A 23,916-nucleotide genomic window follows, 5' to 3' on the forward strand; every position below is an offset into this window, starting at 1 on the left:
CGCCCATGCCTTCACTCTCGCACGTGGGTACGGCGAATTACGCCGGTGTATTTCCGCCGTTCACGGGAGAACACTGAAGGCCATGACCGACCGTCTCGACGACTACCGCCGCAAACGAGACGCTTCGCGCACTCCGGAACCCGTGCCGGAAGCCTCGCCGCGGCCGACTGACCAGCGGCGGTTTGTGATTCAGCAGCATCATGCGCGGAGCCTGCATTGGGATGTGCGGCTCGAGCGGGAGGGGGTGCTGGTCTCGTTCGCGGTGCCGCGGGGGCTGCCTCGTGATCAGCATCGCAACAACCTGGCCAAGCACACCGAGGATCATCCGCTCGAATACCTGGACTTCTCGGGTGAGATTCCGGCCGGGGAGTACGGCGGCGGGCGGATGACGATTTTCGACAGCGGGACGTACGAGACGGACAAGTGGCGCGACGACGAGATCAGTGTCACGTTCCGCGGGGATCGCTCGAACGGGCGGTACGTCTTCTTTCAGACCGGCGGCAACGACTGGATGGTCCGCCGGATGGATCCGCCCGAGGCCGGCTGGGAGACGATGCCCGAGGTGGCGCCGCCGATGCTGGCGACCAGGGCCGCCCACCTGCCCGGCGAGGACGACGAGTGGGGCTACGAGATGGACTGGGGCGGCCGGCGCACGATCGCCTTCGTCTCGGGCGGCCGGGTGCGCCTGCTGAACGGCGACGGCGACGACGTGACCTCGTGGTATCCGGAGGTCCGGGCGCTCGGGCCGCAGCTGGCGCCGATCGAGGCCGTGCTCGACGGGGAGATCGTGACGCTGCCGGATCCGGCCCTGCTGGAGCGGCGCAAGCAGCCGAAGGACTCGGGCGCGGCCAAGCGCGCGGCCGAGCGCACTCCGGTTCACTTCCTCGCCTATGACCTCCTGTGGCTGGAGGGGCACAGCACGGTCGAGGCGGTCCGCTACGGCGAGCGCCGCGAGCTGCTGGAGGGGCTGGGGATCAACGGCGACCACTGGCAGACCCCACCTTATTTTCCCGGCGGGGGCGAATTCGCCCTGGAGGCAGCCGCGGCCCAGGGGCTGCGGGGAGTCGTGGCGAAACGCCTCGACTCCCCCTACCTGCCCGGCCGCCGCAGCCGCCTCTGGCTTGAGATCAGGCGGGCCGCCGCATAAATCAGGACGACCGGCGCCGCGTGAAGAAGACAGCCGCCGCCCCGCCCAGCACCAGCAGCAGACCGATCCCGCCGAACAGGGCGCCCTGCGGCCCGGTGATCGGAAGACCACCGCCGCCACCCTCGCCACCACCGGGGGCCGGCGCCGCGGCCGGGTTGATGACGACCGCCGCCGTGTTGTTGGCCGGGTTCAGCTCGGCCACCCAGCCCGTGTGGACCCGCGCGCCCACCGTCACCGCGCCCCGGGCTCCCGGGATCACCTGGTCGATGCGTAGCCCGAACGCGACCTTCGCGGTGCCGCCGGCCTTGAGCAGCGAGAGCGAGGAGGAGGGCCCGCAGCTGTAGCGTGGCGCACCCGGCGCCCCGGGCCGGGTCCAGTCGTCTGTGCCGTCGGCGGACATCGGGTAGCAGCCGTCCGGCACCCGGACCGCCGTGGTGCCCTTGGGCACGGAGAACTGGGTGTTCAGCCAGCTGCTGTTCCAGGAGTTGTCGAGCGTCGCCGGCCCGCGGTTGACCAGGCCGACCGGAACGGTGACCACGGCGCCCTTCGCACCCGTCGCCGTGGCGCCGACCGCGGCCAGGTCGGCCGAGTTCCGCCCGGTGAACTCGAACTTCAGGTTGTGCTTGGCCCGCTCCGGAGGCAGTTGGGCCTGCGGAGAACTGGCCTTGGCCGTCGGCACCGGGGTCAGCCGCAGCACACCACCACGGCCGGGCGTGCCGGTCCCTTCGTGACCGCCGTTCTGCATCCACTGCCGGTAGTCGGCGAGCTCCTCGTCGGTCATCCACCGGTACTCAGTGGCCGTGATCTCCGGGGCAAGGGTGTCGGCCCGGACCCGGAACGGCAAGTTCACCCGGTACGTGGTCCCGGGCTCGAGCGTCTGGTCGAACGTGCACCCGCTCAACCGGCCGTCGATGTATTCACAGTTGCTGAATTGCGTACGGCTCTCGAGGAAGTAGGGGTGGCCGGCGTGGAACCCGACGCCTCGCACCGCCTTGGAGCCCGAGTTCGCGATCACGAGCGGCGGGTCGACCGAGGCGCCCGGCGCCACCTTCACGATGCGGTCGCCGGTCACGGCGGTCAGGTCGACCTCCTCGCCGATCGTGACGCTGGCCGTCCGGGTGACCGGTGCGTGTCCTTTGACGGTCATCGTCGCGGTGAGCGTGGCCTGCGCGCCCATCACGCCGTCGTCGGCGATCTCGATGAAGCCGACCACCCCGGAGTCGACACCGGCCAGGGTCAGCGCGGACACCTCCGCGACGCAGTTCATCTCGACGCTGTCGGGGAGGGTCACGCTGCAGTTGTTCGGGCGGCCCGCCTCCTGGAACCGGAAGGCCGGGTCCTGGTCGATGAACCTGTACTGGAGACTGACCGCGCCTGCGGGCACCGGCAAGGTCTCGTCGGCGTAGAGCAGGGACGAGATGGCCGTGCTGGTTCCGGGCGCGATCGTGAAGTTCTTGACGTGGAAGTAGACCCTGACCGGCGCGGCGGCCTGAGCCGGCACCGCCCAGGCCAGGACGAGCGCCAGTGCGGCCAGGCCGGCCAGCAGACGACGCAGGACAAGTGGACGCATCGGGGCTCCTCCGCATGACCCGAACACCAAAACGTCCGCAGTGTAGGGATCTTCACGGCAGCCCGCGATCCCGAGCCCTAGTTGATCACGATGGCCGCGGTGTTGTTCTTCTTGTTGAGCTCGGTGGCCGGCGCCCCGACGGCCACCGCACCCCGGGCCCCCTTGATCACCTGGTTGATCCGGAGCCCGAAGGCGAACTTAAGCGTGCCGCCGACCTTGAGCAGGGTGTAGTAGTCGCAGCTGTAGCGCAGCGAACCGGGCGCCCCGGGCCGGTTCTCGTCGATCTTGCCGGTGCTGGCCATCGGGAAGCAGCTGCCGGGCACGCGCACCGCGGTCGTGCCCTTGGGCACGTAGAAGCGCACGGTCGGCCAGGTGCGGTTGACCCGGCTGTGGTCGATCGCGGCGGGCCCGTTGTTGCGGATGGCGGCCGAGACGGTGACGACCGCGCCCTTCTTGCCCTTGCCCTTGGCGGCGACGGCGGCCAGGTCGCTCGACTTCGTGCCGGTGACGGTGAGCTTGAGACCGTGCGCCGCGTACTCCGTGACGGAGGCCTGCGGCGGCCCGGCCTTCGCGGTGACGACCTCGGTCAGCTTGAGCACGCCGCCCTTGCCGGCCGGGCCGAGCCGGCCGAACCCGCCCTTGATCACGTATTGCCGCAGGTCGGCGAACTCCTCGTCGGTCATCCAGCGCCACCCGGCGTACTGCTCGCTCGGGGCCGCCGTGTCCTTGCGCACCCGCTGCGGCAGCGTGACCCGATAGGACGCGCCCGCGGCGAGCGTCTGCGGGAAGACGCACGCGGTCAGCACGCCGTCGAGGTAGGCGCAGTTGCTGTATTGCGTACGGGACTCGAAGGCGTACTGCGTGGAGGCGACGATCGCCGTGCCCTGGGCCGGCACCGCGGACGAGTTGGTGATCGTCAGCGGGGTGTCGATGGTGGCCCCGGGCGCGGCCGAGCGCTCCTTCTCGGGCTCGACGGGGGTGAGCGCCACACCCTCGCCGGCCACGATCCGGGCCGTACGGGTGACCGGGGCGTAGCCCTTCACGGTCATCGTCGCGGTGAGCGTGGCCTGGTCGCCGGGCTTGGCCGCGCCGTCGACCTGCACCCAGCCGACGACCGCGGAGTCGACACCGGCCGGGGTCAGCGAGGCGACCTCGGCGCTGCAGTTGAGTTCGAGCAGGGTCTCGATGTCGACGCTGCAGTTGTTCGGGTGGCCCGCCTCCTGCAGCCGGAAGACCTTGTTCTGATTGACGAACCGGTATTTGAGGGAGACCGCGCCGCGCGCCACCGGCAGCGGCCGATCGGCGAACAGCAGCGTGTAGATCAGCTCGCCGTGTCCGGGCGCGATCGTGTAGCTCTTGACGAAGAAGTCGACCTTGGCCTTGGCGGCGGCCCGGCCGGGCTGCGCCCACACGAGGACCAGGGCCAATGCGGCCAGACCGGCGAACAGGCGGCGCAGAACGGGTCGACGCATGGGTTTCTCCGTAAGTCCCGGAACAGCGTGAGCGCCCGCAGCATAGGGAGTCGCGAGCGAGCGCGTGGCCCCGTAACAAGATCGTCATCTTACGTTAACGTGAAGTCAGCATAGGCGCACCGGCAGTCCGTGCCCATGGTCCGGCTGACGGGTTCCCTTCACTCGAGTCCGAGCCGCCCGATGAAGGGTTTACCGGTGACCGCAGCGGAAAGGTCTTCTGTTTAGATGCACGCCGACAGCCCCCCACCCTCCGCACCCGTGACCGAGATGTCTGCTGAACTCTGGAACTCCGCCGCCCGCGTCCTCGACGTCAACTGGCAGGGCGACCACATGGTCCCGTCCCGCCGCCTCTACCCCCACCAATGGAGCTGGGACGCCGCCTTCATCGCGGTCGGCCTGGCCTACGTCAACCCGTCCCGCGCCTGGCGTGACCTGCGCAGCCTGTTCGAGGCCCAGTGGCCGGACGGGCGCGTGCCGCACATCGTCTTCGACCCCGCGACCGCCGAGGCCGACTACTTCCCGGGTCCCGCGTTCTGGGGCGTCCCCCCGTACGCGAACCGCCCGGCCCACGGGAGCACCGGGATCGTCCAGCCGCCCCTGCACGCCGTGGCCGCGTGGGAGGTCTATCGGCGCGCCTCCGCGCACGGGGCGGCCTGCGTCCAACAGGCGTACGGGGAATTGGAATGGCTTTATCCCCGGCTGGTGGCCCAGCAGGACTATCTGACGACGCGCCGCGATCTCGGCGGCAGTGGGCTGGCCAGCATCGTGCACCCGTGGGAATCGGGGCTCGACAACAGCCCGGCCTGGGACGCCGCCATGGCGAACGTGCCGGCCGACATGGGGCTGCTGACCACGTTCCGCCGGCGTGATCTCGACGTCGCCGACGCCGCGCACCGCCCGACCGATCGTGACTACGCCCGGTACGTGGGGCTGGTCCTCAGCTATCGGGCCGAGCAGTATTCGGACACCGGGCTGCTGCGGCGGCACGCGTTCGCCGTCGAGTGCCCCTCGTTCAACGCGATCCTGGGCGCCGCCGAGCTGGCCCTGGCTCAGATCGCGGCCGTGCTCGGGCTGGCCGCCGAGTCCGAGGCCCACCGCGAGCGGGCCCAGCGGATCACCGCCGCGATCATCAAACGGCTGTGGAACCCCGAGACCCGTACGTTCCACGCCCGCGACGTGCGCACCGGCACGCTCAGCCCGGCCCGCTGCGTGAGCGGCCTGATCCCGTTGATGCTGCCCGACCTGCACGACGAGCAGGTCGAGGGGGTGCTGGCCGAGGCCCGGTCGGAGCGGTTCGGGCTGCCCGACGAGACGGGGTTGCCGGTGCCGAGCTACGACCGGACGGCGCCCGACTTCGACACCCGGCGCTACTGGCGCGGACCGGTCTGGATCAACGTGAACTGGCTGCTGCGCCGCGGCCTGCTGACCCACGGCCGGCTCGACGAGGCCGAGGACCTGCGGGCGGCGATGGTGCGGCTGGTGCACCGCCACGGCCACTTCGAGTATTTCCACCCGAAGAACGGCGAGGGCCTGGGCGCGCCCACGTTCAGCTGGACGGCCGCCCTGGCCCTCGACCTGCTCGCCGACCGGTCGGTGCCGGCGTACGCGAAAGCTGGTTGACCTTAGAAGACGACCACCGAGCGCAGGACGCCGCCGGTGTGCATCTTCTTGAAGGCCTCCTCGACCCCGCCGAGCGGGATCTCCTCGGTCACGAACGCGTCGAGGTCGAGGCGGCCCTGCAGATAGAGATCGGTCAGCATCGGGAAGTCGCGGGTGGGCAGGCAGTCGCCGTACCAGCTCGACTTGAGCGCCCCGCCGCGGCCGAAGATCTCGAGCAGCGGCAACTCGATCTTCATGTCGGGGGTGGGCACGCCGACCAGCACGACCGTGCCGGCCAGATCACGGGCGTAAAAGGCCTGCTCGTACGTCTCGGGGCGGCCCACGGCCTCGACCACGACGTCGGCGCCGAACCCGCCGGTGAGCTCCTTGACCTTCTCGACCACGTCGACGCCGCGCGCGTTGACCGTGTGGGTCGCGCCGAAGCCGCGGGCCCACTCCAGCTTCTGGTCGTCGGTGTCGATCGCGATGATGGTGGTCGCCCCGGCCAGCGCCGCGCCCACCACCGCGCCGTCGCCGACCCCGCCGCAGCCGATCACCGCGACCGAGTCGCCACGGGTCACGCCGCCGGTGTTGATGGCCGCGCCGATGCCCGCCATCACCCCGCAGCCGAGCAGGCCCACCGCGGCGGCCCGGGCCCGCGGGTCAACCTTTGTGCACTGTCCCGCGTGCACGAGCGTCTTCTCCACGAAGGCGCCGATGCCCAGGGCCGGGGACAGCTCGGTGCCGTCCTCCAGGGTCATCTTCTGGGTGGCGTTGTGGGTGGCGAAGCAATACCACGGCTTGCCCTTCTTGCAGGCCCGGCAGACGCCGCAGACGGCCCGCCAGTTGAGCACCACGAAGTCGCCCGGCGCCACGTCGGTCACGCCCGCGCCGACCGCCTCGACGACCCCGGCCGCCTCGTGGCCGAGCAGGAACGGGAAGTCGTCGTTGATGCCGCCCTCGCGATAGTGCAGGTCGGTGTGGCACACCCCGCACGCCTGGATCGCGACCACGGCCTCACCCGGCCCCGGATCGGGCACCACGATCGTGGTGAGCTCGACGGGGGCACCCTTGCTGCGGGCGATGACGCCCTGCACTCGCTGACTCATGCGCCCAGCGTAGATGCGATCAGGCGCATGGGTCAGGGGCGAGGCGAACATCGAGCGGCTGGTCGAGCAGGGTGTCGGCCAGCTTGGCCAGCTGGCGCACCTGGGCCGGGCTGAGCCGGTCGAAGACGAGCTGCTGCACGGCCTCGACGTGGCCGGGCGCGGAATCCCTGATCTTGCCGAACCCGTCCTCGGTGAGCACCGCGATCTGCACGCGCCCGTCGGCCGGGTCGCGCTCGCGGCGCACCCAGCCCTGGCCCTCGAGCCGGGCCACGACGTGCGAGAGGCGGGACAGCGACGCGCTCACGTTCTTGGCGAGCTTGCTCATGGCGAGCCGCCGGTCGGGTTGCTCACTGAGCCGGACGAGAACGATGTAGCCCATGTGCGTCAGACCGGCGTCGCGTTGCAGCTGGGCCTCGAGCGCGGCGGGCACCTTGATCAGCACCTCGACGAAGCGGCGCCACGTCTGTTGCTGTTCATCGGTCAACCACCGCGGCTCTGCCACGCCAGAAGGGTCTTCCATGCAGGAAGGTTAGTAGCGGGCCGGGCTTAGGTCACGATCCGGGTCCGATCGATCGACGACCGGCGTTGTCCCTAGTACGCTGCGCTCGGACTTTCCCGGGGGCCGACCAGAAGCGGCACGGCGCCGGCACCAGTTCGGCTGGGGGGCCACGGCTGGTGCCGGCGCCGTGCTCAACAATGCGGCCCTACGCGGGCGGCTCGTCCTTGCCGGCCTCCTCGGCCGCGTCGGCCTCTTCCTTCGTCTTGTGCACCGCGCCGTCGGCGTGCTCCGGCGGGCCGTAGACGGTGTAGAGCACCAGCGGGTTCGGGCCGGTGTTGAGGAAGTTGTGCTTGCGGCCGGCGGGAACCACGACCAGGTCGCCCTGGGCGACCTTGCGCTCCTGGCCCGAGACGATGGCCTTGCCGGTTCCGCTGACAAAGGTGAGGATCTGGTCCACCTCGTGGACCTCCTCACCGATCTCGCCGTCCGGCGGGATCGTCATGATGACCAGCTGGGTGTGCTTGCCGGTCCAGAGCACGCGGCGGAAATCCGGGCTCTCCTCGGCGACGGTGGCGATGGTGAAGTGCTCCATGACCCTGCTGTACCCAGCTCAGGACGTCTGCAACCGAGCTTCGTCGACCGGGGCCGGACGGCCGATCAGATAGCCCTGGACGTAGTCGACGCCCAGCTCGCGGAGCAGGCGCAGGGTGGGCTCGTCCTGCACGAACTCGGCCACCGTGTGGATCCCGTACGCCTGGCAGACCTGCACCAGCGCCCGCACGAGCACCTGATCCTGCGGGCTGTTGACCAGGTCGACCACGTACTCCCCGTCGATCTTGACGAGGTCGATCGGGAAGATCCGCAGGTAGCGGAACGACGCGTAGCCCGAGCCGAAGTCGTCCAGCGCCAGCTCGCAGCCGAGATCGCGGATCCGGTCGGCGAACCGCCGGGCCTCGCTGAGGTTGCCGATCAGCGCCGTCTCGGTGATCTCGAACGTCAGCTGCGCGGGCTTGACCCCGTACCGCTCGATGAGCCGCTCGACCTCGTCGGTCAGCCGCGGGTCGCCGACCGACCGGCCGGACAGGTTGATCTGCAGGCAGGAGTGCGGCTGCTCGGCGGCGAGCTGCATGGCCCGCTCGACCACCCACAGGTCGATGTCGAAGACCGCGTCGAGCCGCTCGGCGATGTCGAGCACCTGGATCGGCGACTGCGGGCCGTCGGCCTCGTCGAGCACGCGCAGCAGCAGCTCGTGCCGGGTGATCTCGTTGGTCTGCAGCTCGAGGATCGGCTGGGCGTAGAGCGTAAACCGGTCGGTGTCGAGCGCGTCGGCGACCCGGCTGCGATAGGAGCCCTGCCGGTCGCGGGCCGGCATCGGGTGCGCGATCAGGGTGAGCGGCTCGCCGCCGTCGCGGGACTGGCGCCAGGCGTGCTCGGCGTCGATCAGCAGCTCATGGCTGCCGGCGTCGCCGTCGGGCGTGAACCGCACCAGCCCGCCCCAGGCCTGCGCGCGCAGCCAGGTGTCGGGCAGCACGAAGGTCTGCGACCGCAGCGCCTCGACCAGCAGCTCGGACTCGCGGCGGGCCATCGGCCACGACGTGCCGGGCAGCAGCACGCCGATCTCGTTGGGCCCGACCCGGCCGAGCAGGGCGCCCTGCTGCATCACGCCCTCGAGCACCCGGGCCGCCCGCTGCAGCAGGTTGGCGTTGCGCTCGGGCCGCACGTGCTCGCCGTCCAGGCCGGACGGTTCCGGCTGCACCCGCAGCACCAGCACCGCTCCCCCGCCGCGGCGCAGGGCGCGGTCGATCTCGTCGGCGAACCGGGCCCGGGTCAGCAGGCCGGTCGCCGGGTCGGTCTCGACCAGGGAGGCCTGCACGGTCTCGCCGCGGCGGGTCAGCCGGTCGGTCTCGCGGCGGGCCCGTTCGCGCTCCGAGACGTCGGTCACCGTGCCGCGGATGCCGCGGACCGTGCCGTCGGGGCTCTTCACCGGGTCGAGCCGGCAGTCCACGTCGAACCAGCCGCCGTCGGCCCGCACGAGCCGGACCGTCATCCGCACCTGGGCGCGCGTCGTCCACGCCTTGGTGATCGCGGCCAGCGCCTCGGCGTGATCGTCGCGATGCACGTACCGGACCAGGACCTTGCGGCTCACCTCGTCCTGCGCGGGCGGGTCGCCGAGCATCGCACGCAGCGCCGCCGACCACACGATGCGGTCGCCGGTGGCGGTGTAGGAGAACCAGGCGGGCCGGTCGTCGGCCGGGCGCTGCTCAGGCAGCCGCTGAGCCGGCACATGCTGATGCTCCTCCGGTGCGGCCACGCGCCCGCCACCTCCCCCCACAACGTCCCCAGACCCCAGAACTATTACGACCCGTCACGCGGCCGATATAACAGTGGACAGCCGCCGCAAAGTTTCGCGGGGTGTCCCGGCAAAACGTCGAGCAGCAGCTTCTCGCCCGATCAGAGTAGGGAAATACCTGATCGGTTGACCACTGCGCTGCGTAGTTCTGGCGGGGATTTAGCGTCTATTCCATGACAGACAGTCACTGCTAGTGCCGATCGGGAAACCATAAGCGACTGCTACCCGCCCGGCCCCGCGGTCATGCACGCCACGTCACACTCGCGACGCGCCGCGTAACTAGATCCGTTCTGGCTGGATATGGTGGCGCTTGGACCAATGCGGAGGGCGAGGCATGGGCATCATTCGGGACATGCAGCGGGCGCACGCCACCCAGGCGTTCGCCGATCAGCGGGCCAACACCGCGGCCGCGCAGCAGCGCGACCTGATCCGGCGCAACGCCGATCTGGCGATCGCCGCCGCGCAGCAGGCCGCGACCGACACCGACCGGAAGCGGGAGCACCAGCGGCTCTATCACGAGGCGAGGACGGCCGACGCCACCGCGGCGAACGCGGAGATCCGGGCCCGGCTCAGCGACCTCGACGCGCTGCTGCTCTCCACCCTGGATGTCGACGACCACATCGACCTGCAGGTGTTCAAGAAGCCGGTGGCCGCGCCGCCGTTCGACCCGGGCCCGCTGGCGCGTCCGCTGCCCGAGCCGCGGTGGGACAGCTACGTGCCGCCGCAGCCGCGCGGCGTCGGCAAGATCCTCGGCGGGGACCGCCTGCGGCAGCAGCAGAACGCCAGCGCGCAGCGCGCCTACGAGGACGCCCGAGCCCGCTGGGCCGAGGCCGAGGAGCGGCGCAAGCGCCAGCTCGCCGCGCGCCGGAAGGCGTACGAGGAAAGCCTGCGCAAGCACGAGGCCAAGGTCGCGGCCTACAACGCCGAGGTCGACCGGTTCGCCCAAGCGGTGGCGGACGCCGACCCGGCCTCGGTCGTGGAGTACTTCGCGATGGTGCTGGGCAATTCCGTCTACCCCGACGACTTCCCCCAGCACTTCCGGCTGGCCTATCTGCCCAAGCAGCGGCACCTGCTGATCGAGTATCACCTGCCCCCGATCGAGGTCGTGCCGCACGTCAAGGAGTATCGCTACGACCGGTTCCGCGACGATCTGAACGCCGTCCCGCGCGACGAGTCCGAGCTGCGCCGGCGCTACGTCGAGGTGATCGCCCGGGTCACGCTGCGGACGATCCACGAGGTCATCGAGGCCGACCGCGGCGGGCTGGTGCGCCAGGTCTCGTTCAACGGCATCGTCGACACGATCGACCGCCGCACCGGCCGGTTCGTGCGGCCCTGCCTGGTGTCGATCCAGACCGCGCGCGAGACGTTCGCGGCCATCAAGCTGCGCCGGGTCGACCCGGTGGCCTGCGTGAAACACCTCGAGGGCGCGCTCTCCCCGGAGCCCGACGAGCTCACCGGCGTACGCGAGAAGATCGACTTCGACCGGGACGCCGACCGCGACTTCACCGAGGAGTTCAACGTCCTCGCCGAGATCGACGAGCGGCCCAACCTGGTGACCCTGACCGACGCCCAGTGGGAGCAGCAGCTGGCCGACCTGTTCGGCATCATGGGCCTGCAGATGGGCCCGCCCGCCCGCGGCGACCTGGGCACCCGGTGGCAGGCGACCGATCCGCGGCCGGTCTTCGGGGGGCCGGTGGTGATCTTCGCGGTGCGCGGCGGGGCGTCCCGGCCGGCCGCGGTGCACGCGCTGGCCGGCGCGGTCACGGCGGCCGGGGCGACCAAGGGCATCCTCGTGTCGCTGGGCGGCATCGAGCCCGACGCGTACGAGGCCGTGGCGGGCCGGCCGCTCGAGCTGATCGACGGTCCGGCGCTGGTCACGCTGCTGTCGAACTACTGCCGGGTCAAGGCCCGCATCGAACGGACCGCTTAGCCGGCCGATGATCGGGTAGTCGGGGCCCATGTTCCGGAGCGTTTGGACGACGGCGCGCGGGCTCCGGATCCACGATCGCTCGGGGCCGGCCCCGGCCGCCCTGCCCGTCGTGCTGCTGCACGGTTTGGCCGTGTCGCACCGCTATCTGATGCCCACGGCCGCCGCGCTGGCCCCGTGGCATCCGGTGGTGGTGCCCGACCTGCCGGGCTTCGGCCACAGCGACAAACCTTCCCCCGCGTACGACGTGGGGCAGCACGCCGACGTCATGGCGGCCTGGCTGGCGGCCCGTGGCCTGCGGCGGGTCGCCCTGGCCGGGCACTCGTTCGGCGCCGAGGTGGCGGCCCGGCTCGCCGTCGTGGCGCCGGACACGGTGGCCGCGCTGGTGCTGGCCGGCCCGACCTGCGACCCGCACGCCCGCACCCGCCGCGGGCTGATCGGGCGCTGGCTGACCGACACGGCGGTCGAGGCGCCCTGGCAGGTGCCGGTGCTGGCTCGCGACGTGGCCGACGCCAAGCCGTGGCGGGTGCTGGCCACCGTCGGCCACTCGGTGCGCAACCCGGTCGAGGACGACCTGATCAAGGTCGCCGTACCCACGCTGGTGCTGGGCGGGTCGCTCGACCCCGTGGCGCCGGCGCGGTGGCGGGCCGAGGTGGCCGCCCTGACCGGCGGCACGGCGGTGACCATCCCGCAGGGAGCCCACAACGTGCTGACCACCTCGCCGCGGCGATCGGCGGCGGCGATCGTGGCCCACTTGCGCGACGTCTGAAAACGCGACGCCTAAAAGATCGCCCGCACCAAGCCGGCCAGCACCTCCCGGTCGGCCGGATCGCCGGGTTGGTATTCCGTGATGCCCAGGCCGGCCAGGGGGAACCGCTCGGTCAGGGCCCGGACCGCGGCGGCCAGGCGCTCGGGTCGTACGCCGTCGGGCTCGGGGTAGCCGACCGAGCTGAAGAAGGCCGGGTCGAGCACGTCGAGGTCGATGTGGATATAGACGGCCCGAGCGCCGGCCGCCGCGACCACACTCGGCAGCTCATCGAACGCCGCCACTTCGATCCCTGTATCCGAAATATACTGTTTCTCGGATACGTCCAAGGCTCTCACGCCGGCCAGCACGACCTGAGCAGGCCGCAAAACCCGCCGCGGCGCCAACTCCGCCGGCCCCTCCCCCAGCAAAGTGCGCAGAACCATGCCGTGGAACGCGCCCGACGGCGACGACTCGGGCGTGTTGAGGTCGCCGTGCGCGTCGAACCAGACCACGACCAGCCCGTCGCCGTGCCGCTCGAGCGCCGCCTCGATCGGGGCCAGCTCGACCCCGCAGTCGCCGCCGACGGTCACCATCGGCGGGTCGGTCACCGCGGCCCGGATCGCGGCCAGGTTGCCGGCCAACGAGTCGGTCACCGGCACCCGCACCCGGCGATCCGACGGGATCATCGAGGCCAGCACGTTCGCGCCCTCGACCAGCCGCCGCGCGTCGGGCGAGCCGGAACCCTGCCACTGGCCCACCTCGAGCACCGTGCGGCGGGGCGGCGGCGTGATGCCGAGCTCGGCGATCCGCTGCCAGACCGGGGCCATCGCGGCCTCGGGCTCGCGGGCGAAGATGCTGCCCCGGATGCGCACGAACACGCAGTTGCCGACGCGTTCGAGCACGGCCTGGCGGCGCATGTCGCTCTCCCACTGCTCCGGACCGTGATAGGCGTCGCCGTCGCACTCGATCGCCAGCCGCCGCCCGTCCGGGGCGTTGAGCACGAAGTCGATGCGGTAGGCGCCGATCCGGAACTGCGGGATCGGCCGGAATCCGCGGGCCGACAGCCGGCCCAGCACGTCCCGCTCGAAGTCGCTCTCGCAGCGGACGGCCAGGTCGATGACCTCCTCGGCGGGAGCGAGATTGAGCGCGTACGAGAGCAGCAGGCCCCGCGCGTCGTCGGCCAGCAGGGAACCGGGCCGGACCGAATGGAAGATCCACAGCTGGTCGCGCGCCCGCGAGGCGGCGACGTTGATCCGGCGGTGATACTCGCGTTTCGTGAAAGCGGCCACCTTGGGGTCGTTGTCCGAGACCACCATGGACACCAGCACGACGTCGCGCTCGTCGCCCTGGAACGTGTACGCGTCGCCGACCCGCAGCCGCCGTGCCTGGATCTCGTCCTCGCCGATCTCCTCGCGCAGCTGGTGCAGCAGGTAGCCGGCCTGCCCGCTCGTCGACAGCATCGAGATCACGCCGAGCGTCCGGCCGTCGTACCGCGGGTCGCGCACGATCGCCGCGACCTGCTGGACCAGCGCCTCGGCCTCAGCCACGTTGACGTCACCGAAGCCGCTGAGCTGCTGGCGCACGCCGGCCGGGAGGAACACCGTACGGATCGGGGCGAACGCCGGCCGGTCCGCGCGCAACGGCATGATCTTGCCGTCGTAGTAGTGCCGGGACGAGAACTCGATGATCTGCGGCACGCACCGGAAGTGCTCGGTCAGCAGGATGCGCTCGGGCGAGCGACGGACGGCGTGGTCGTAGAGCGAGGACTCGGGGTCGAAGTGCTCGGCCGAGGGCACGTCGTCGAGGTGACTGTGGATCAGGCCCGCCACCGGGCCGACGAAGCCCAACTGGGGGCCGATCTGCTGGTCGTCGCCGACCACGACGGCCCGCTCGGCCAGCGAGAGCACGGGCAGCGCGAACAGGTCGGCCTGGGACGCCTCGTCCACGATCACGACGTCGAAGCGGGCGCCCCCGGCGAACTGCTCGATGGCCCGGTCGACCGACATGACCCAGACCGGCACCGCCTCGACGGCCGACTCCATCGCGCGCTGCGCATGCGCCTGCCAGGCCGCGGCCGTACGCCCGGTGCCCTTGCCGATCTTGCGAAGCGCGGTGGTCCAGTCGGCCAGGGCGGCCCGGCGCCGGTCGTCCAGGCTGCGCGACACCTCGAGCCAGGCCGACGCCACCACGAGCTCGGCCGTACGGCGGCGGATCTTGTCGCGGGCGCTCTCGACCCGCTTGGCCAGCACGGCGGGGTCGACGCTACCGATCACGTCGTCGAACCAGGTCTGGGCGCGGCGCCACTGCCAGGCCTCCAGGCAGGCCTTTCCGCTCACCGGCGGCACTCGGCCGGCCTCGATCTGGGCGGCCCACTCCGGAGCCGCTTTTGTTAATTTGTCCAGTTTGATGCGGAAGTCGAGCGCCGCTGGGCGCAATTCGGACAAACGCCTTACCTCGGCTAGCTCCTCGTCCCAGCCGTCCAACGTTGCCCAGGCTTTACCAAGATGCGGCCAGGACGCCAGCTGATCTTTTATCCGCTTTTGGCGCTCATTTCGGGCATCGAGGTCATAGACCATTGGTGCCGCGTCGAGCAGCGCCGCCACGGTCGCCAGCCGCGCGGGGTCAAGGTCAAGTTCGGTTTGCGGTACGAGGTGGGACAGCCGCTCGGCCAGCGCGGGCCAGTGCCGGACGTCCCAGTCGAGCGACTGCCCCGCCTCGGCCAGCAGCGCGCCGGCCCACACCTCGGGGTCGCCCCAGCCGCCGGGCGGGTCGGCGATGGCCAGCCGCTGCCGCCACTCCGACCAGTGGCCGCCGAGCCGCTGCCGGGCCTGGGCGCGGCGGACCCACGCGACCACGACGTCGACGTCCTCGGCGGTGCGCAGCGGCTCACCGTCCACACGCACCTCGTCGGCCAGGCGGAACAGCCCGGACTGGAGCAGCCGGCTCAGGCCGCGGCCGGTCGCGAACCGCTGCCGGATCTCGCCCAGCTGGGCCAGCAGGCGCTTCGGCTCGGCGGCGTACGGGCCCGGGACGTTGATCTGATGACCGGCGAGCGCCCTGGTCAGGGTGGCCAGCTCGGCCAGCAGCGCCTCGGTGGCGGTCACGTGATCGGCCCAGACCGTGCGCCAGTGCTGGTCGGTGAGCAGGCGGCCGAGGCGGTCGGTCCACGCGCCCTCGCGGCGGCGCAACCAGGCCAGGGCGTCGTGCAGGTCGTCGCGGACGGCGGCGACGTTCGTATCGCGTACGGCGGTGAGGTCGAGGCCTTGGGCGGCGAGGGCGTTGACCTCATCGCGCAATTTGTCTGCTTCGGCGCGGGCCCGGGCCTCGTCGGCGGCGGACGGGAGATCATCGGTGGCCGGCAGCGGTTGCAGCGCTTGTCTCTTGTCCGCATTGGTCAGCGTGTTGGCCAGTTGCAGCAGCGTGGCGAACTCGTTGCCGTCCAGCGGCGGCGGCCCCGACACCGGATCCGGGATGCCGCCCTGGGTCGCGGCCCGCTCGCGCAGCCACGCCCCCACCTCGACCGGGCTGAGCGGGGCGCCGTCGATCACATACGTGACCGCCTCGTTCTCGGCGATCGCGCGCAGCCCGCCGAGCGCCGTCGCCAGCTCGCGCTCGGCCTCCTCGAGCAGCGAGGTGAGCCGCTCGACCCGGCGCGCCTCGGCCGCCTTGTCGAGGGTGGCGGCCCGGTCGGACAGCTCCCGGGCGGCCAGCTGCAGCTGCACGAGCTGGTCGGTGGTGCGGCCGAGCACGGCCAGGCAGAGCGAGCGGATCTCCTCGGGCAGCCCGTCCCGCAGCACCCGCAGCGGATCCTCCTTCTGCGCGACGACCAGCACCCGCTTGCCGTTCGCCATCAGGTGACAGATCAGGTTGCGGATCGTGTGGGTCTTGCCGGTGCCGGGCGGGCCCTGCACGGCGACGTTGCGATGCTGTGCCAGCCGGCGGGCGATCGACTCCTGCGCCTCGTTGGTCGGCAGCGGCATGAGCAGCCGCTCGCCGACGCGCTGCCACTGGCCGGGATCGTCGCCGGGCATCCGCAGCTTGCTCGGCTCGTGCGCGACGATCGCGGCCAGCGCGCCGACCGCCTCGGTGTCGCCGGTCAGCAGGCGGTCGCGCAGGTTTTCCAGGAAGCCGCGGAGCAGCCGCTGCTTGGGCCGGGCGAACAGGACCCCGACGTCCTTGATGTGCGGGCTGGTCGTCTCCTCGCTGGTGATCAGGCGGTCGTAGCCGAGCCGGCCCAGCGCGCGCTCGAACAGCTCACGGCGGTCGAGGTCGTTCCACAGGTCGACCTCGAGGGTGCCGGCCGGGCCGGCCAGGGCGACGAGCTGGCTCAGATAGCGGTCGTCGATGCCGTTGAGGGCGTCGGTCTGCAGCCGCGACGGGCCCGCCGGGGAAACGGTGATCATCGAGCGGTCGGGCTCGTACTCGATCAGCACCGGCGTCGCGACCAGCGGATAGCGCACCCGCTCGCCGTTGATCACGGTCTCCAGCAGGCCGTGGCCCCAGACCAGCTCGGTGGTGGCCGCGGTCATGTCGAGCTGGTGCATGAGGTCGAACAGGCGGCGGTGCAGGGCGCGGGTCTTCTCGGCCTCGGCGGTCGCGTACGCCCAGGGGCGCCAGACCTCGTCGCGCCAGGTGGTGAACTGCTCGTCGTCGCCGTCGTATGTGGGCTCCGACTCGGCCGCCGTCGTCGTCACGTCGCGGCGGAGGGCGGCCGGCACCTGCACGGGCGGGGGCAGCTCGGGCAGGCCGACCCGCAGCCAGCCCGTTTTGTCTTCCGTGGGCGGGGCGAGCTCGCACTCGGGGTGATCGGGCAGGGCGTCCAGGCGCAGGGCATCGGCGGGCACCGTCCGTGCGGGGCGTTCCATCTGAGCCCGTACGGAGAGCAGATAGTCGGCGACCGCAACGGCCCTGTCCCGGATCGTGGTGGGCGACTCCAGCTGCTCGGCCATCCTCCGAAGTCTAGGACTCCCCGTCTCGTGCCACGGGGTGGCGCGCGATCGCGGTCACCTGCCCTGGCCAGCTATGGTGTCCGCTGATCACTGTCGGGGAGCGGGGAGAACGTGAGCGACAACGCATCGGGCACGCCGGACGAGAACCGCCCGGAATCCTCGGGCAATCCGCCGCCCTCCGACCCTACGGCGCAGCCGCCCTCCGACCCTTACGGTCCTCAAGGGCAACCGCCGTCTGATCCGAACGGGCAACCGCCTTCGCCGCCTCATGGGCAGCCACCTTCACCGTCTTTTGGGCAGCCGCCTTCCCCGTACGCTCCGCCCGGGCCCTCGCAGCCGCCCGCTGATCCGCCGCCGGGGCAGGATCCGTGGCAGGGTTACGTCGATCCGAACCAGACGCCGCCTCCGCCTCCGCCGCCGAGTTACGGCGTCCCCGGCCAGCAACCACCCGCGTACGGCACCCCGCCGCCCGGGTACGGCACTCCACCGCCCGGGTACGGCACGCCGCCGCCCGGCTACGGCCCTCCCCCGTACGGGAATCAAGGTTTTGGCGCCCCTGGTTATGGGCCGCCGCCCGCCTACGGGCTGCCCTCCAACTACTACGCCGGCCCCGAGGACCCGCTGGTCAGCCCCGACTTCGCGGGCTGGTTCCGGCGCAGCTTCACCCTGCTGTCGGCCGTCTGGCAGCCGATGACGCTGGTGCAGCTGGTCTGGGCGGTCCCCCTGCTGGCCGTCGGCATCGTGGGCGCCTTCATCACGTCGGACGCCGCGGTCATCACCGACCCGCAGGACGTCTCGTTCGACGACTTCGTCGCGCCGCTGCTGGTGATCCTGCCGTTCACGCTGGCCGCCGTCGTGCTCAGCATGGTCGGGCAGCTGGCCACGCTCGACATCCTCGTGCAGCGCGCCACCGGCCGGCCGATCTCGGTCACCGAGGCCGTCAAGAACGGTCTGCGCCGCTTCTTCCCGCTGCTCGGCTGGCAGATCGTGGCCGGCCTGATGATCCTGGTCGGGCTCCTGTTCTGCATCCTGCCCGGCATCTATTTCGGGCTCGTCTGCTCGATCCTGACCCCGATCATTCTGCTCGAACGCGGGCAAGGGGTCGGCCGGGCCTTCCAGCTGTTCCACGCCGACTTCGGCGCCGCGCTCGGCCGGATCGCGACGATCTTCGGCTTCTACATCGCGTTCGCGTTCGTCGAGGGCATCTTCACCACGGCGATCGACCCGTCGGGCACCGCGGGCACGGGTATCGCCCTGTTCACGGCCGTGCTGTCGACCGGCTTCTCGGTGGCCTCGGGCGTGGTGATCAGCCCGCTGGTGCTGACCGCGTACGCCGACATGCGGGCCCGCCACGAGCCGTTCTCCACGGCGTACCTGGTGCCTCAGCCCTGAATCTCTTCGGGGTCGCGTCCCACCGCGGACCGGCCCCCGTCGACCGGGATGATCGCGCCGTTGATGAACGACGAGCGGTCCGACAGCAGGAAAGCGGCCGCCTCGGCCACCTCGCTCGTCCGGCCCATCCGGCCCAGGGGCTGCAACAGGCGGATCTCCCGGTCGAATCCGTCGCGCCCGGCCGGGTCGAGGGCGGCCAGGTGCACGTCCGACCGTTCGGTGCCGATCGAGCCGAGAGCCAGGGCGTTGACCCGTACGGAATGACGCCCGTAATCAACCGCGAGCGCGCGGGTCAGCCCCTCCACCGCCGCCTTGGCCGTCGCGTAGGCGAAGGCCCCGCGCACCGCCCGTTGCGCCTGGTGCGACGACACGTTGACGATCGACCCCGGCACCCCGGCCGCCAGGAAAGCGTTGATGGCCGCCGAACATCCGGCCACCACCGGGTCGACGTTCCGGGCGATCAGCGCCGCCGCCTCCGAAGCCGGCATCTCGTGCAGCCAGCCGCCCGGGAAGGTCGCCGCGTTGTTGACCCAGCCCCGCAGGTCGCCCGCCGCTTCGACCGCCTGCGCGACCACGGTCTCGTCCGCGGCGTCCCCGGCCACGACCACCACCCGGCCCGCATGCTCGGCCGTCCAGTCGAGGCCCCGCTCGTCGAACTCGACGACCACGACCCGGGCGTCGTCCTCGAGCAGCCGCTCGACGATCGCCCGCCCGACCCCGCGGCCGCCTCCGGTAACCACAAATGAAGAAGTCACTGTCAGGTCTTACCCGGGTGCGCGATTTCTCAGCGCCGCCCGAGCGCGGACCAGATCTCGGCGACCGTCTGGAACTCCTGGCCCTCCGGGAGGCTGTCGATGTCGGCCAGCACGTCGTCGGGGGCCAGCAGCGTCTCGGCGCTGTCCCGCAGCTTCACCCGATCACCCGGCAGCGCCGAGCGCCCGATGTAGCGCCCGAACCGGCTGATGTCGTTCGCCTCGCCGTCCTCGAGGATGGGGCTGACGTTCGGCTCGCCGTCGGCGGGCGGCTCCGGCACCCGGCTCTCGTCGGCATGTCCGCCACCGACACCCTGCACAAGGTCGCGAACCTCTTGGGCCAGCTCGTCATCGACACGCGCGCTGTGCTTGTTGCTTCCCCTGTCCATCCCCGCGAAGTTCCCGAGCACCTCCCCGATAAACCGCACGGTGACGCTCATCAACCAATCAGGCGAACCCCGCAACCCCGGCACCCACACCGCCCGGCGCGCGGCCCGCACCGCCCGGCGCCCGCACGGATCTTCGGGCCTCCCCTACCCCATTTCACCGGCCCGGACATGGCGACGCGCACCGCCGGTGGCCGGCCGGTGCGCGTCCGGGCTGCTGGTGGGGGTCAGGGGAACTGCATGCGGCGCGGGCGTGGGATCACGGGCGGGGGCAGCGGCAGGTCGTCGAGATGGCTCCAGTTGAGCGAGCCGTTGTCGGTCGACTTGATCTCGCCGAGGCAGGCGCGGAGCAGCCCCAGGTTGGGCGCACCGGCGAACCCGGCGATGACGACCTCGGGTTTCGGATCGATCTGAGCGATCGCGGCGCAGATCTTGGCAACTTCACGCTCGTCGACCGCGTCGAGCGGCAGCGGGGCCTCGGCCTGCGACCGCCGCCACGGCGGGCCGAACCGGCGCAGCAGCTCACGGGTGAGCCGGCCGAACGAGCGCCCGACCGGCGCGTCGAGCATCGAGTCACGGGCGGACTGCCCGAAACACCACGGCACCACGACGTGGCCGTTGATCACGACCAGCTGGTAGACCGACTTGGGAACGGTGATGATCTCGGCACCGGGGAGCGTGCCCAGGAACAGCACCAACTCCTCGTAGGGAAGCGGCCATCGCGGATTCGCGATCACTCGTTCCATGGTCTGCGTCATCGCGGGGTGGGCGTGAATCTCACGCTCCATCGCGGTGCTCAAGGCTTCCGGCACCCGAGTCCACAGTTCGCCGGCAACCTTGTCGCCGAACTGTTCGACCACCCACTCGCTCGGACCAACCAGAACGTCTGGGCGCATTCGTTACCACCACCGTCCGTGTCGCTGGCGTTACTGCTGGCTAGAAGAGTTCCACTTCCGGTGATCGACTGGAAGGGTCCACTTTCCTAGATCCCAAAAACGCCCGTGAATGAAATCCAGCGAAACGATCAAAAGCTAGCCACGACGATGGAGCAGCAGGTCGAGACCCTGCGAAACATGCAACTTGCACGGCGAACCGCGCGTGCAAGTTGCATGTCGGCCTCGCATTTCACCCCGTGGAACCAGTAAATCACTCAGATATTTCAGGGTGGTGACCAGCGCGCAAACATCCACTCACAGTGACGATCGACAGCGCCTCGACCTGCGGCTCCCCGACCCTCAACCCCATGCACCCGTACGTCGTCCCGCCCACCCGCAAGATCCAGAAGCCCTCGGCAGGCACGCCCGAACCGCGGGGTCAACCCCATCGCCCCGATAACGCTAGTTCGCGCCCGACCAGACCGTTGTCGGATTTCCGTCAGTGCCACTCTTCCCAATGGGGATACGCGCCATAGACCCGTTTCGCCCGATCAGAGCGACCCGCCCCACCCTCCACGAGCAACGGTCCACAAGCGACGCTCGCCCGGCCGGTAACCCAGAGACACCAAGGCGCCGCCGCACCCATCCCGCAGCATGGGCACTTTAGGTAGCCATTCGACCACTGTGAGCAATCGCACGCCGTTGCCATTCCCGGCAATCGCTCACGCGCAATCCGAGGCCGAACCACTCCCCTGCCCACTGAGCAAATTCATTCACCCCCACCGAACGCCGCAACTTCACCTGCTCACGCAGCGATCAAGACCGGTCGCCCCGATAATCCGCAAGGAGTGTGGGCGATCTAGCCGAAGTAGGCGTGCGCCGTTTCGGGCCACTCCCCCGACTTGGCCCGGGCCCGCAGAATCGCCGCCACGACCTGCGTGAAGGACGCCCGATCGACCCCGGCGGAGGATCCGCTGACGTCGGACGTTCGCAGGTCGGCCGTGAGACCCCCGACCGGCTGCCCCTGCGGGTCGGCCGGTCGAACGGTTTCCGCGGAACTGTCGAGAACCACGAACCCCGACCCGCTACGCCCCTGATCGCCCTCCCACCGGTACAGAGCGCCGTGCGGGAGCAGCGCCTGGCGCCACACCCCAAGGTTGAAAGCCGCGACCACCTGAGCCCCCTCGAACCGACCGAATCCTACTGACGCTGATAACCGAAGCCGTCCGCCGCCGCGGCCTCCGGGTGCCACTCGTAGCCGGCCTCCAGGGTCGCGTTGTGCGCCCGCCGATAGCTGGGGTCGCCGGTGTCGATCATGTATTGCGCCTCATAGCGTTCATGGTTCAACCAGACGATGTCCTCGGGATGAGGATTTCCGGTCCGGAGCCGCTCCCATGCCTCCGCGATTCGCGGGTTCGATCCGAACCGGGCTATCTCCGCGGGTTCGCCGTCATAGAGATCGAGAACGTGATCCTCCAGGAACACGTGGCTCTTGACCTGGCGGACGTCCGCCTCGCTGAAGCCGTAACGGCTCGCCGTCGTGGCCACCTCGGCGACGTCGCCGGTGGCCGCCCGGATCCGCTCGTAGCTCTGCTCCGCCCAGGTGACCTCGAAGTCGAACTCGTTCCGGGGCCGCCGGATCTCTCCACCGGTGGCGCGTGACCCCGCACCACTCCCGCCGCCTGACGAATCCGGGAGCAGGCGCTTCAACGCCTCGATCAGCTTGCCCAGGCGATCGCTCTCCGTCAGCAGGCGCCGTAGGCTGGCCAGCAGGTCTCGCAGCCAGCCGGCGATCCGGGCCGCCCAGGAAGCGCACAACGCGGAGACCTGACCCACCACCACCGGTGTGGCCAGCCCCGCCGTGGCGATCAACTCGGCCGCGTAGACGATCAGGCGGGACACGACCGTGGCCACCGCGTCGCGGACCATCAGGCGGACCGTGCCGATCAGGGCGCCCGCCCCCTCGGTCATCGCGGCCATCGTGTCGGCGGCGCGGGCCAAGGTCTGCAACGTCTGCGCATGCCCGGCCGACCACGTGCGGTACGCCTCGGCCGCCGCGCCCGACCAGCCGGCGAGCTCGGCCTCCGTCGTACGGGCCAGGGTTTGGGCCTCTGACGACAGCGAAGCGGCGACGTGCTGCCAGCTCCGGGCGTGGGCGGCGATCTGCTCCGGGTCGCCGGCCAGCCAGTCCAGCGCCTCCGACAACGGCTTCACGTGCTCGATCAGCCACGCGATGCCGTACTGCAGCAGCGCCCCGGCCGGGTCGGTCGCCAGGGCCAGCGCGTCGAGCCCGCCGCCGACCACGCCGAGGGTGCCGTCGACCCAGCTGCCGTCGCGCACGCCGGAGGCGATCAGCTCGATGTCCTCGGCGATCCACACTCCCGCCCACGGGCTCGGCGCCGATGCGATCACGGGGCTGGTCACCGGCCGCCCCGAATCCGGTCGAACTCGCCGGCCCGCCGCCGGTCGACGCCGTCATAACCCTCGGCGGTCGCCCGCAGGCGCGCAGCCGTGTCGTGCAGCGCCGCGCCGGCCGCGGTGATTCCGTCCACCAACGTGTCCTGCAGAGCGCCGAGCACCGCCGGCACCAGCAAACACAATTTCCCGTACGACCCCGGGCCCGCCCGCACCGCACTCCCGGCGCGCGCCGCCTGATCGACCCGGTCGCCGATCGCCGCGACCGACGCCGCATGGGTGACCAGCTCGCCCGGCCGCACCCCGACGTGATCACTCATCGGGTGCTCGCAACCGCCGCGCGTACGACTCGATCACCGCGCGCCCGGTCTCGGACTCGGCACCCACCACCTCGGTCGTCACCGCGGTGACCTGGGCCGTCAGCGCCTGCCGGGCCGCGTGCAGGGTGGCCAGGATCGCCCGGGCGGTCTCGTCGGCGGGCCGCCCGCGGATGCCCTCGCCCAGTTCGAGCCGCACGAGGTCGCCCGTCGCGCCGACTGTCAGCTCGACCAGCCCGTCGTCGCTGCGTGCGGTCGCCGTCACCGCTGCCAGCCGCCCCGACAGCTCGCGGGTCTGCGCCGCGCGGGCCTCGACGCCGGCCTGCCAGTCTTCGATCATGCGTGCCGCGTCCTCGAGATCACGACCGTCGAACATGGACGAACACCTCCCCGTGCCGGTCTCGGAACT

19 protein-coding genes are annotated in these 23,916 nt (G+C 71.0%); 5 read left to right on the plus strand and 14 right to left on the minus strand.

The features are described from left to right. The first annotated feature begins 82 nt into the window (after positions 1–82). Entirely contained in the window at positions 83–1,147 is a 1,065-nt protein-coding gene (locus JKJ07_RS40385) for a DNA polymerase ligase N-terminal domain-containing protein (protein WP_202997281.1), read from the plus strand. 1 nt (position 1,148) lies between these two features. Here the strand turns inward: JKJ07_RS40385 and JKJ07_RS40390 are convergent, their stop codons facing one another. Next, positions 1,149–2,717: a hypothetical protein gene (locus JKJ07_RS40390; RefSeq protein WP_202997282.1), complete on the minus strand. Its 1,569-nt coding sequence runs from the start codon at positions 2,715–2,717 to the stop codon at positions 1,149–1,151. Positions 2,718–2,794: 77 nt separating this feature from the next. Continuing rightward, positions 2,795–4,189, minus strand: a complete 1,395-nt coding sequence (locus tag JKJ07_RS40395; RefSeq protein WP_202997283.1) for a hypothetical protein — start codon at positions 4,187–4,189, stop codon at positions 2,795–2,797. 267 nt (positions 4,190–4,456) lie between these two features. On the opposite strand from JKJ07_RS40395, the gene JKJ07_RS40400 reads away from it, so the two are divergent. After that, positions 4,457–5,809 carry an MGH1-like glycoside hydrolase domain-containing protein gene (locus JKJ07_RS40400; protein ID WP_202997284.1) on the plus strand — a complete coding sequence of 451 codons (1,353 nt, stop codon included), beginning with the start codon at positions 4,457–4,459 and terminating at the stop codon, positions 5,807–5,809. A gap of 2 nt (positions 5,810–5,811) precedes the next feature. On the opposite strand, the gene JKJ07_RS40405 is transcribed toward JKJ07_RS40400, so the two are convergent. From JKJ07_RS40405 to JKJ07_RS40420, 4 genes are all read right to left on the minus strand, one after another. After that, positions 5,812–6,897, minus strand: a complete 1,086-nt coding sequence (locus tag JKJ07_RS40405; RefSeq protein WP_202997285.1) for an S-(hydroxymethyl)mycothiol dehydrogenase — start codon at positions 6,895–6,897, stop codon at positions 5,812–5,814. 19 nt (positions 6,898–6,916) lie between these two features. Next, positions 6,917–7,399: a MarR family winged helix-turn-helix transcriptional regulator gene (locus JKJ07_RS40410; RefSeq protein ID WP_307834652.1), complete on the minus strand. Its 483-nt coding sequence runs from the start codon at positions 7,397–7,399 to the stop codon at positions 6,917–6,919. A 202-nt stretch (positions 7,400–7,601) separates the two neighbouring features. Beyond that, complete coding sequence (locus JKJ07_RS40415; RefSeq protein WP_202997287.1) at positions 7,602–7,988, minus strand: cupin domain-containing protein; 387 nt, start codon at positions 7,986–7,988, stop codon at positions 7,602–7,604. A gap of 18 nt (positions 7,989–8,006) precedes the next feature. Next, the gene (locus JKJ07_RS40420; RefSeq protein WP_202997288.1) at positions 8,007–9,707 is read right to left on the minus strand and encodes an EAL domain-containing protein; all 1,701 of its coding nucleotides are present in this window, start codon (positions 9,705–9,707) and stop codon (positions 8,007–8,009) included. Positions 9,708–10,080: 373 nt separating this feature from the next. Here JKJ07_RS40420 and JKJ07_RS40425 point away from each other — a divergent pair, with 373 nt between their 5' ends. Further along, complete coding sequence (locus tag JKJ07_RS40425) at positions 10,081–11,676, plus strand: restriction endonuclease (protein WP_202997289.1); 1,596 nt, start codon at positions 10,081–10,083, stop codon at positions 11,674–11,676. A gap of 28 nt (positions 11,677–11,704) precedes the next feature. After that, positions 11,705–12,442 (plus strand): alpha/beta fold hydrolase, encoded by a 738-nt coding sequence (locus JKJ07_RS40430; RefSeq protein ID WP_202997290.1) that lies wholly within the window; start codon positions 11,705–11,707, stop codon positions 12,440–12,442. An 11-nt stretch (positions 12,443–12,453) separates the two neighbouring features. Here the strand turns inward: JKJ07_RS40430 and JKJ07_RS40435 are convergent, their stop codons facing one another. Then, on the minus strand, positions 12,454–17,370 hold the full coding sequence (locus JKJ07_RS40435) for an arginase family protein (protein ID WP_202997291.1): 4,917 nt from the start codon (positions 17,368–17,370) through the stop codon (positions 12,454–12,456). Between the two features lie 111 nt (positions 17,371–17,481). Between JKJ07_RS40435 and JKJ07_RS51390 the strand changes: the two genes are divergently transcribed. After that, a complete protein-coding gene (locus tag JKJ07_RS51390; protein WP_202997292.1) occupies positions 17,482–18,762 on the plus strand; it encodes a G protein-coupled receptor family protein in 1,281 nt (426 codons plus the stop codon). Here JKJ07_RS51390 and JKJ07_RS40445 read toward each other — a convergent pair. The 7 genes from JKJ07_RS40445 to JKJ07_RS40475 form a co-directional block, all read right to left on the minus strand. After that, positions 18,753–19,517, minus strand: a complete 765-nt coding sequence (locus JKJ07_RS40445; protein ID WP_202997293.1) for an SDR family NAD(P)-dependent oxidoreductase — start codon at positions 19,515–19,517, stop codon at positions 18,753–18,755. The two genes, JKJ07_RS51390 and JKJ07_RS40445, sit on opposite strands and share 10 nt — an antisense overlap. Before the next feature lie 29 nt (positions 19,518–19,546). Next, positions 19,547–19,954, minus strand: a complete 408-nt coding sequence (locus tag JKJ07_RS40450) for a DUF2795 domain-containing protein (RefSeq protein WP_236030692.1) — start codon at positions 19,952–19,954, stop codon at positions 19,547–19,549. A gap of 173 nt (positions 19,955–20,127) precedes the next feature. Then, the gene (locus JKJ07_RS40455; RefSeq protein WP_202997294.1) at positions 20,128–20,796 is read right to left on the minus strand and encodes a hypothetical protein; all 669 of its coding nucleotides are present in this window, start codon (positions 20,794–20,796) and stop codon (positions 20,128–20,130) included. A gap of 838 nt (positions 20,797–21,634) precedes the next feature. Continuing rightward, a complete protein-coding gene (locus JKJ07_RS40460; protein ID WP_202997295.1) occupies positions 21,635–21,949 on the minus strand; it encodes a hypothetical protein in 315 nt (104 codons plus the stop codon). Between the two features lie 26 nt (positions 21,950–21,975). Further along, positions 21,976–23,199 (minus strand): WXG100-like domain-containing protein, encoded by a 1,224-nt coding sequence (locus tag JKJ07_RS40465; RefSeq protein WP_202997296.1) that lies wholly within the window; start codon positions 23,197–23,199, stop codon positions 21,976–21,978. After that, complete coding sequence (locus JKJ07_RS40470) at positions 23,196–23,510, minus strand: type VII secretion target (protein ID WP_202997297.1); 315 nt, start codon at positions 23,508–23,510, stop codon at positions 23,196–23,198. Before JKJ07_RS40470 ends, JKJ07_RS40465 begins: the two co-directional genes overlap by 4 nt. Continuing rightward, entirely contained in the window at positions 23,503–23,883 is a 381-nt protein-coding gene (locus JKJ07_RS40475) for a YbaB/EbfC family nucleoid-associated protein (protein ID WP_202997298.1), read from the minus strand. Before JKJ07_RS40475 ends, JKJ07_RS40470 begins: the two co-directional genes overlap by 8 nt. Between the last annotated feature and the right edge of the window lie 33 nt (positions 23,884–23,916).

This window comes from Paractinoplanes lichenicola, assembly GCF_016785085.1.
In the GTDB taxonomy this organism is placed as follows: Bacteria; Actinomycetota; Actinomycetes; order Mycobacteriales; family Micromonosporaceae; genus Actinoplanes; species Actinoplanes lichenicola.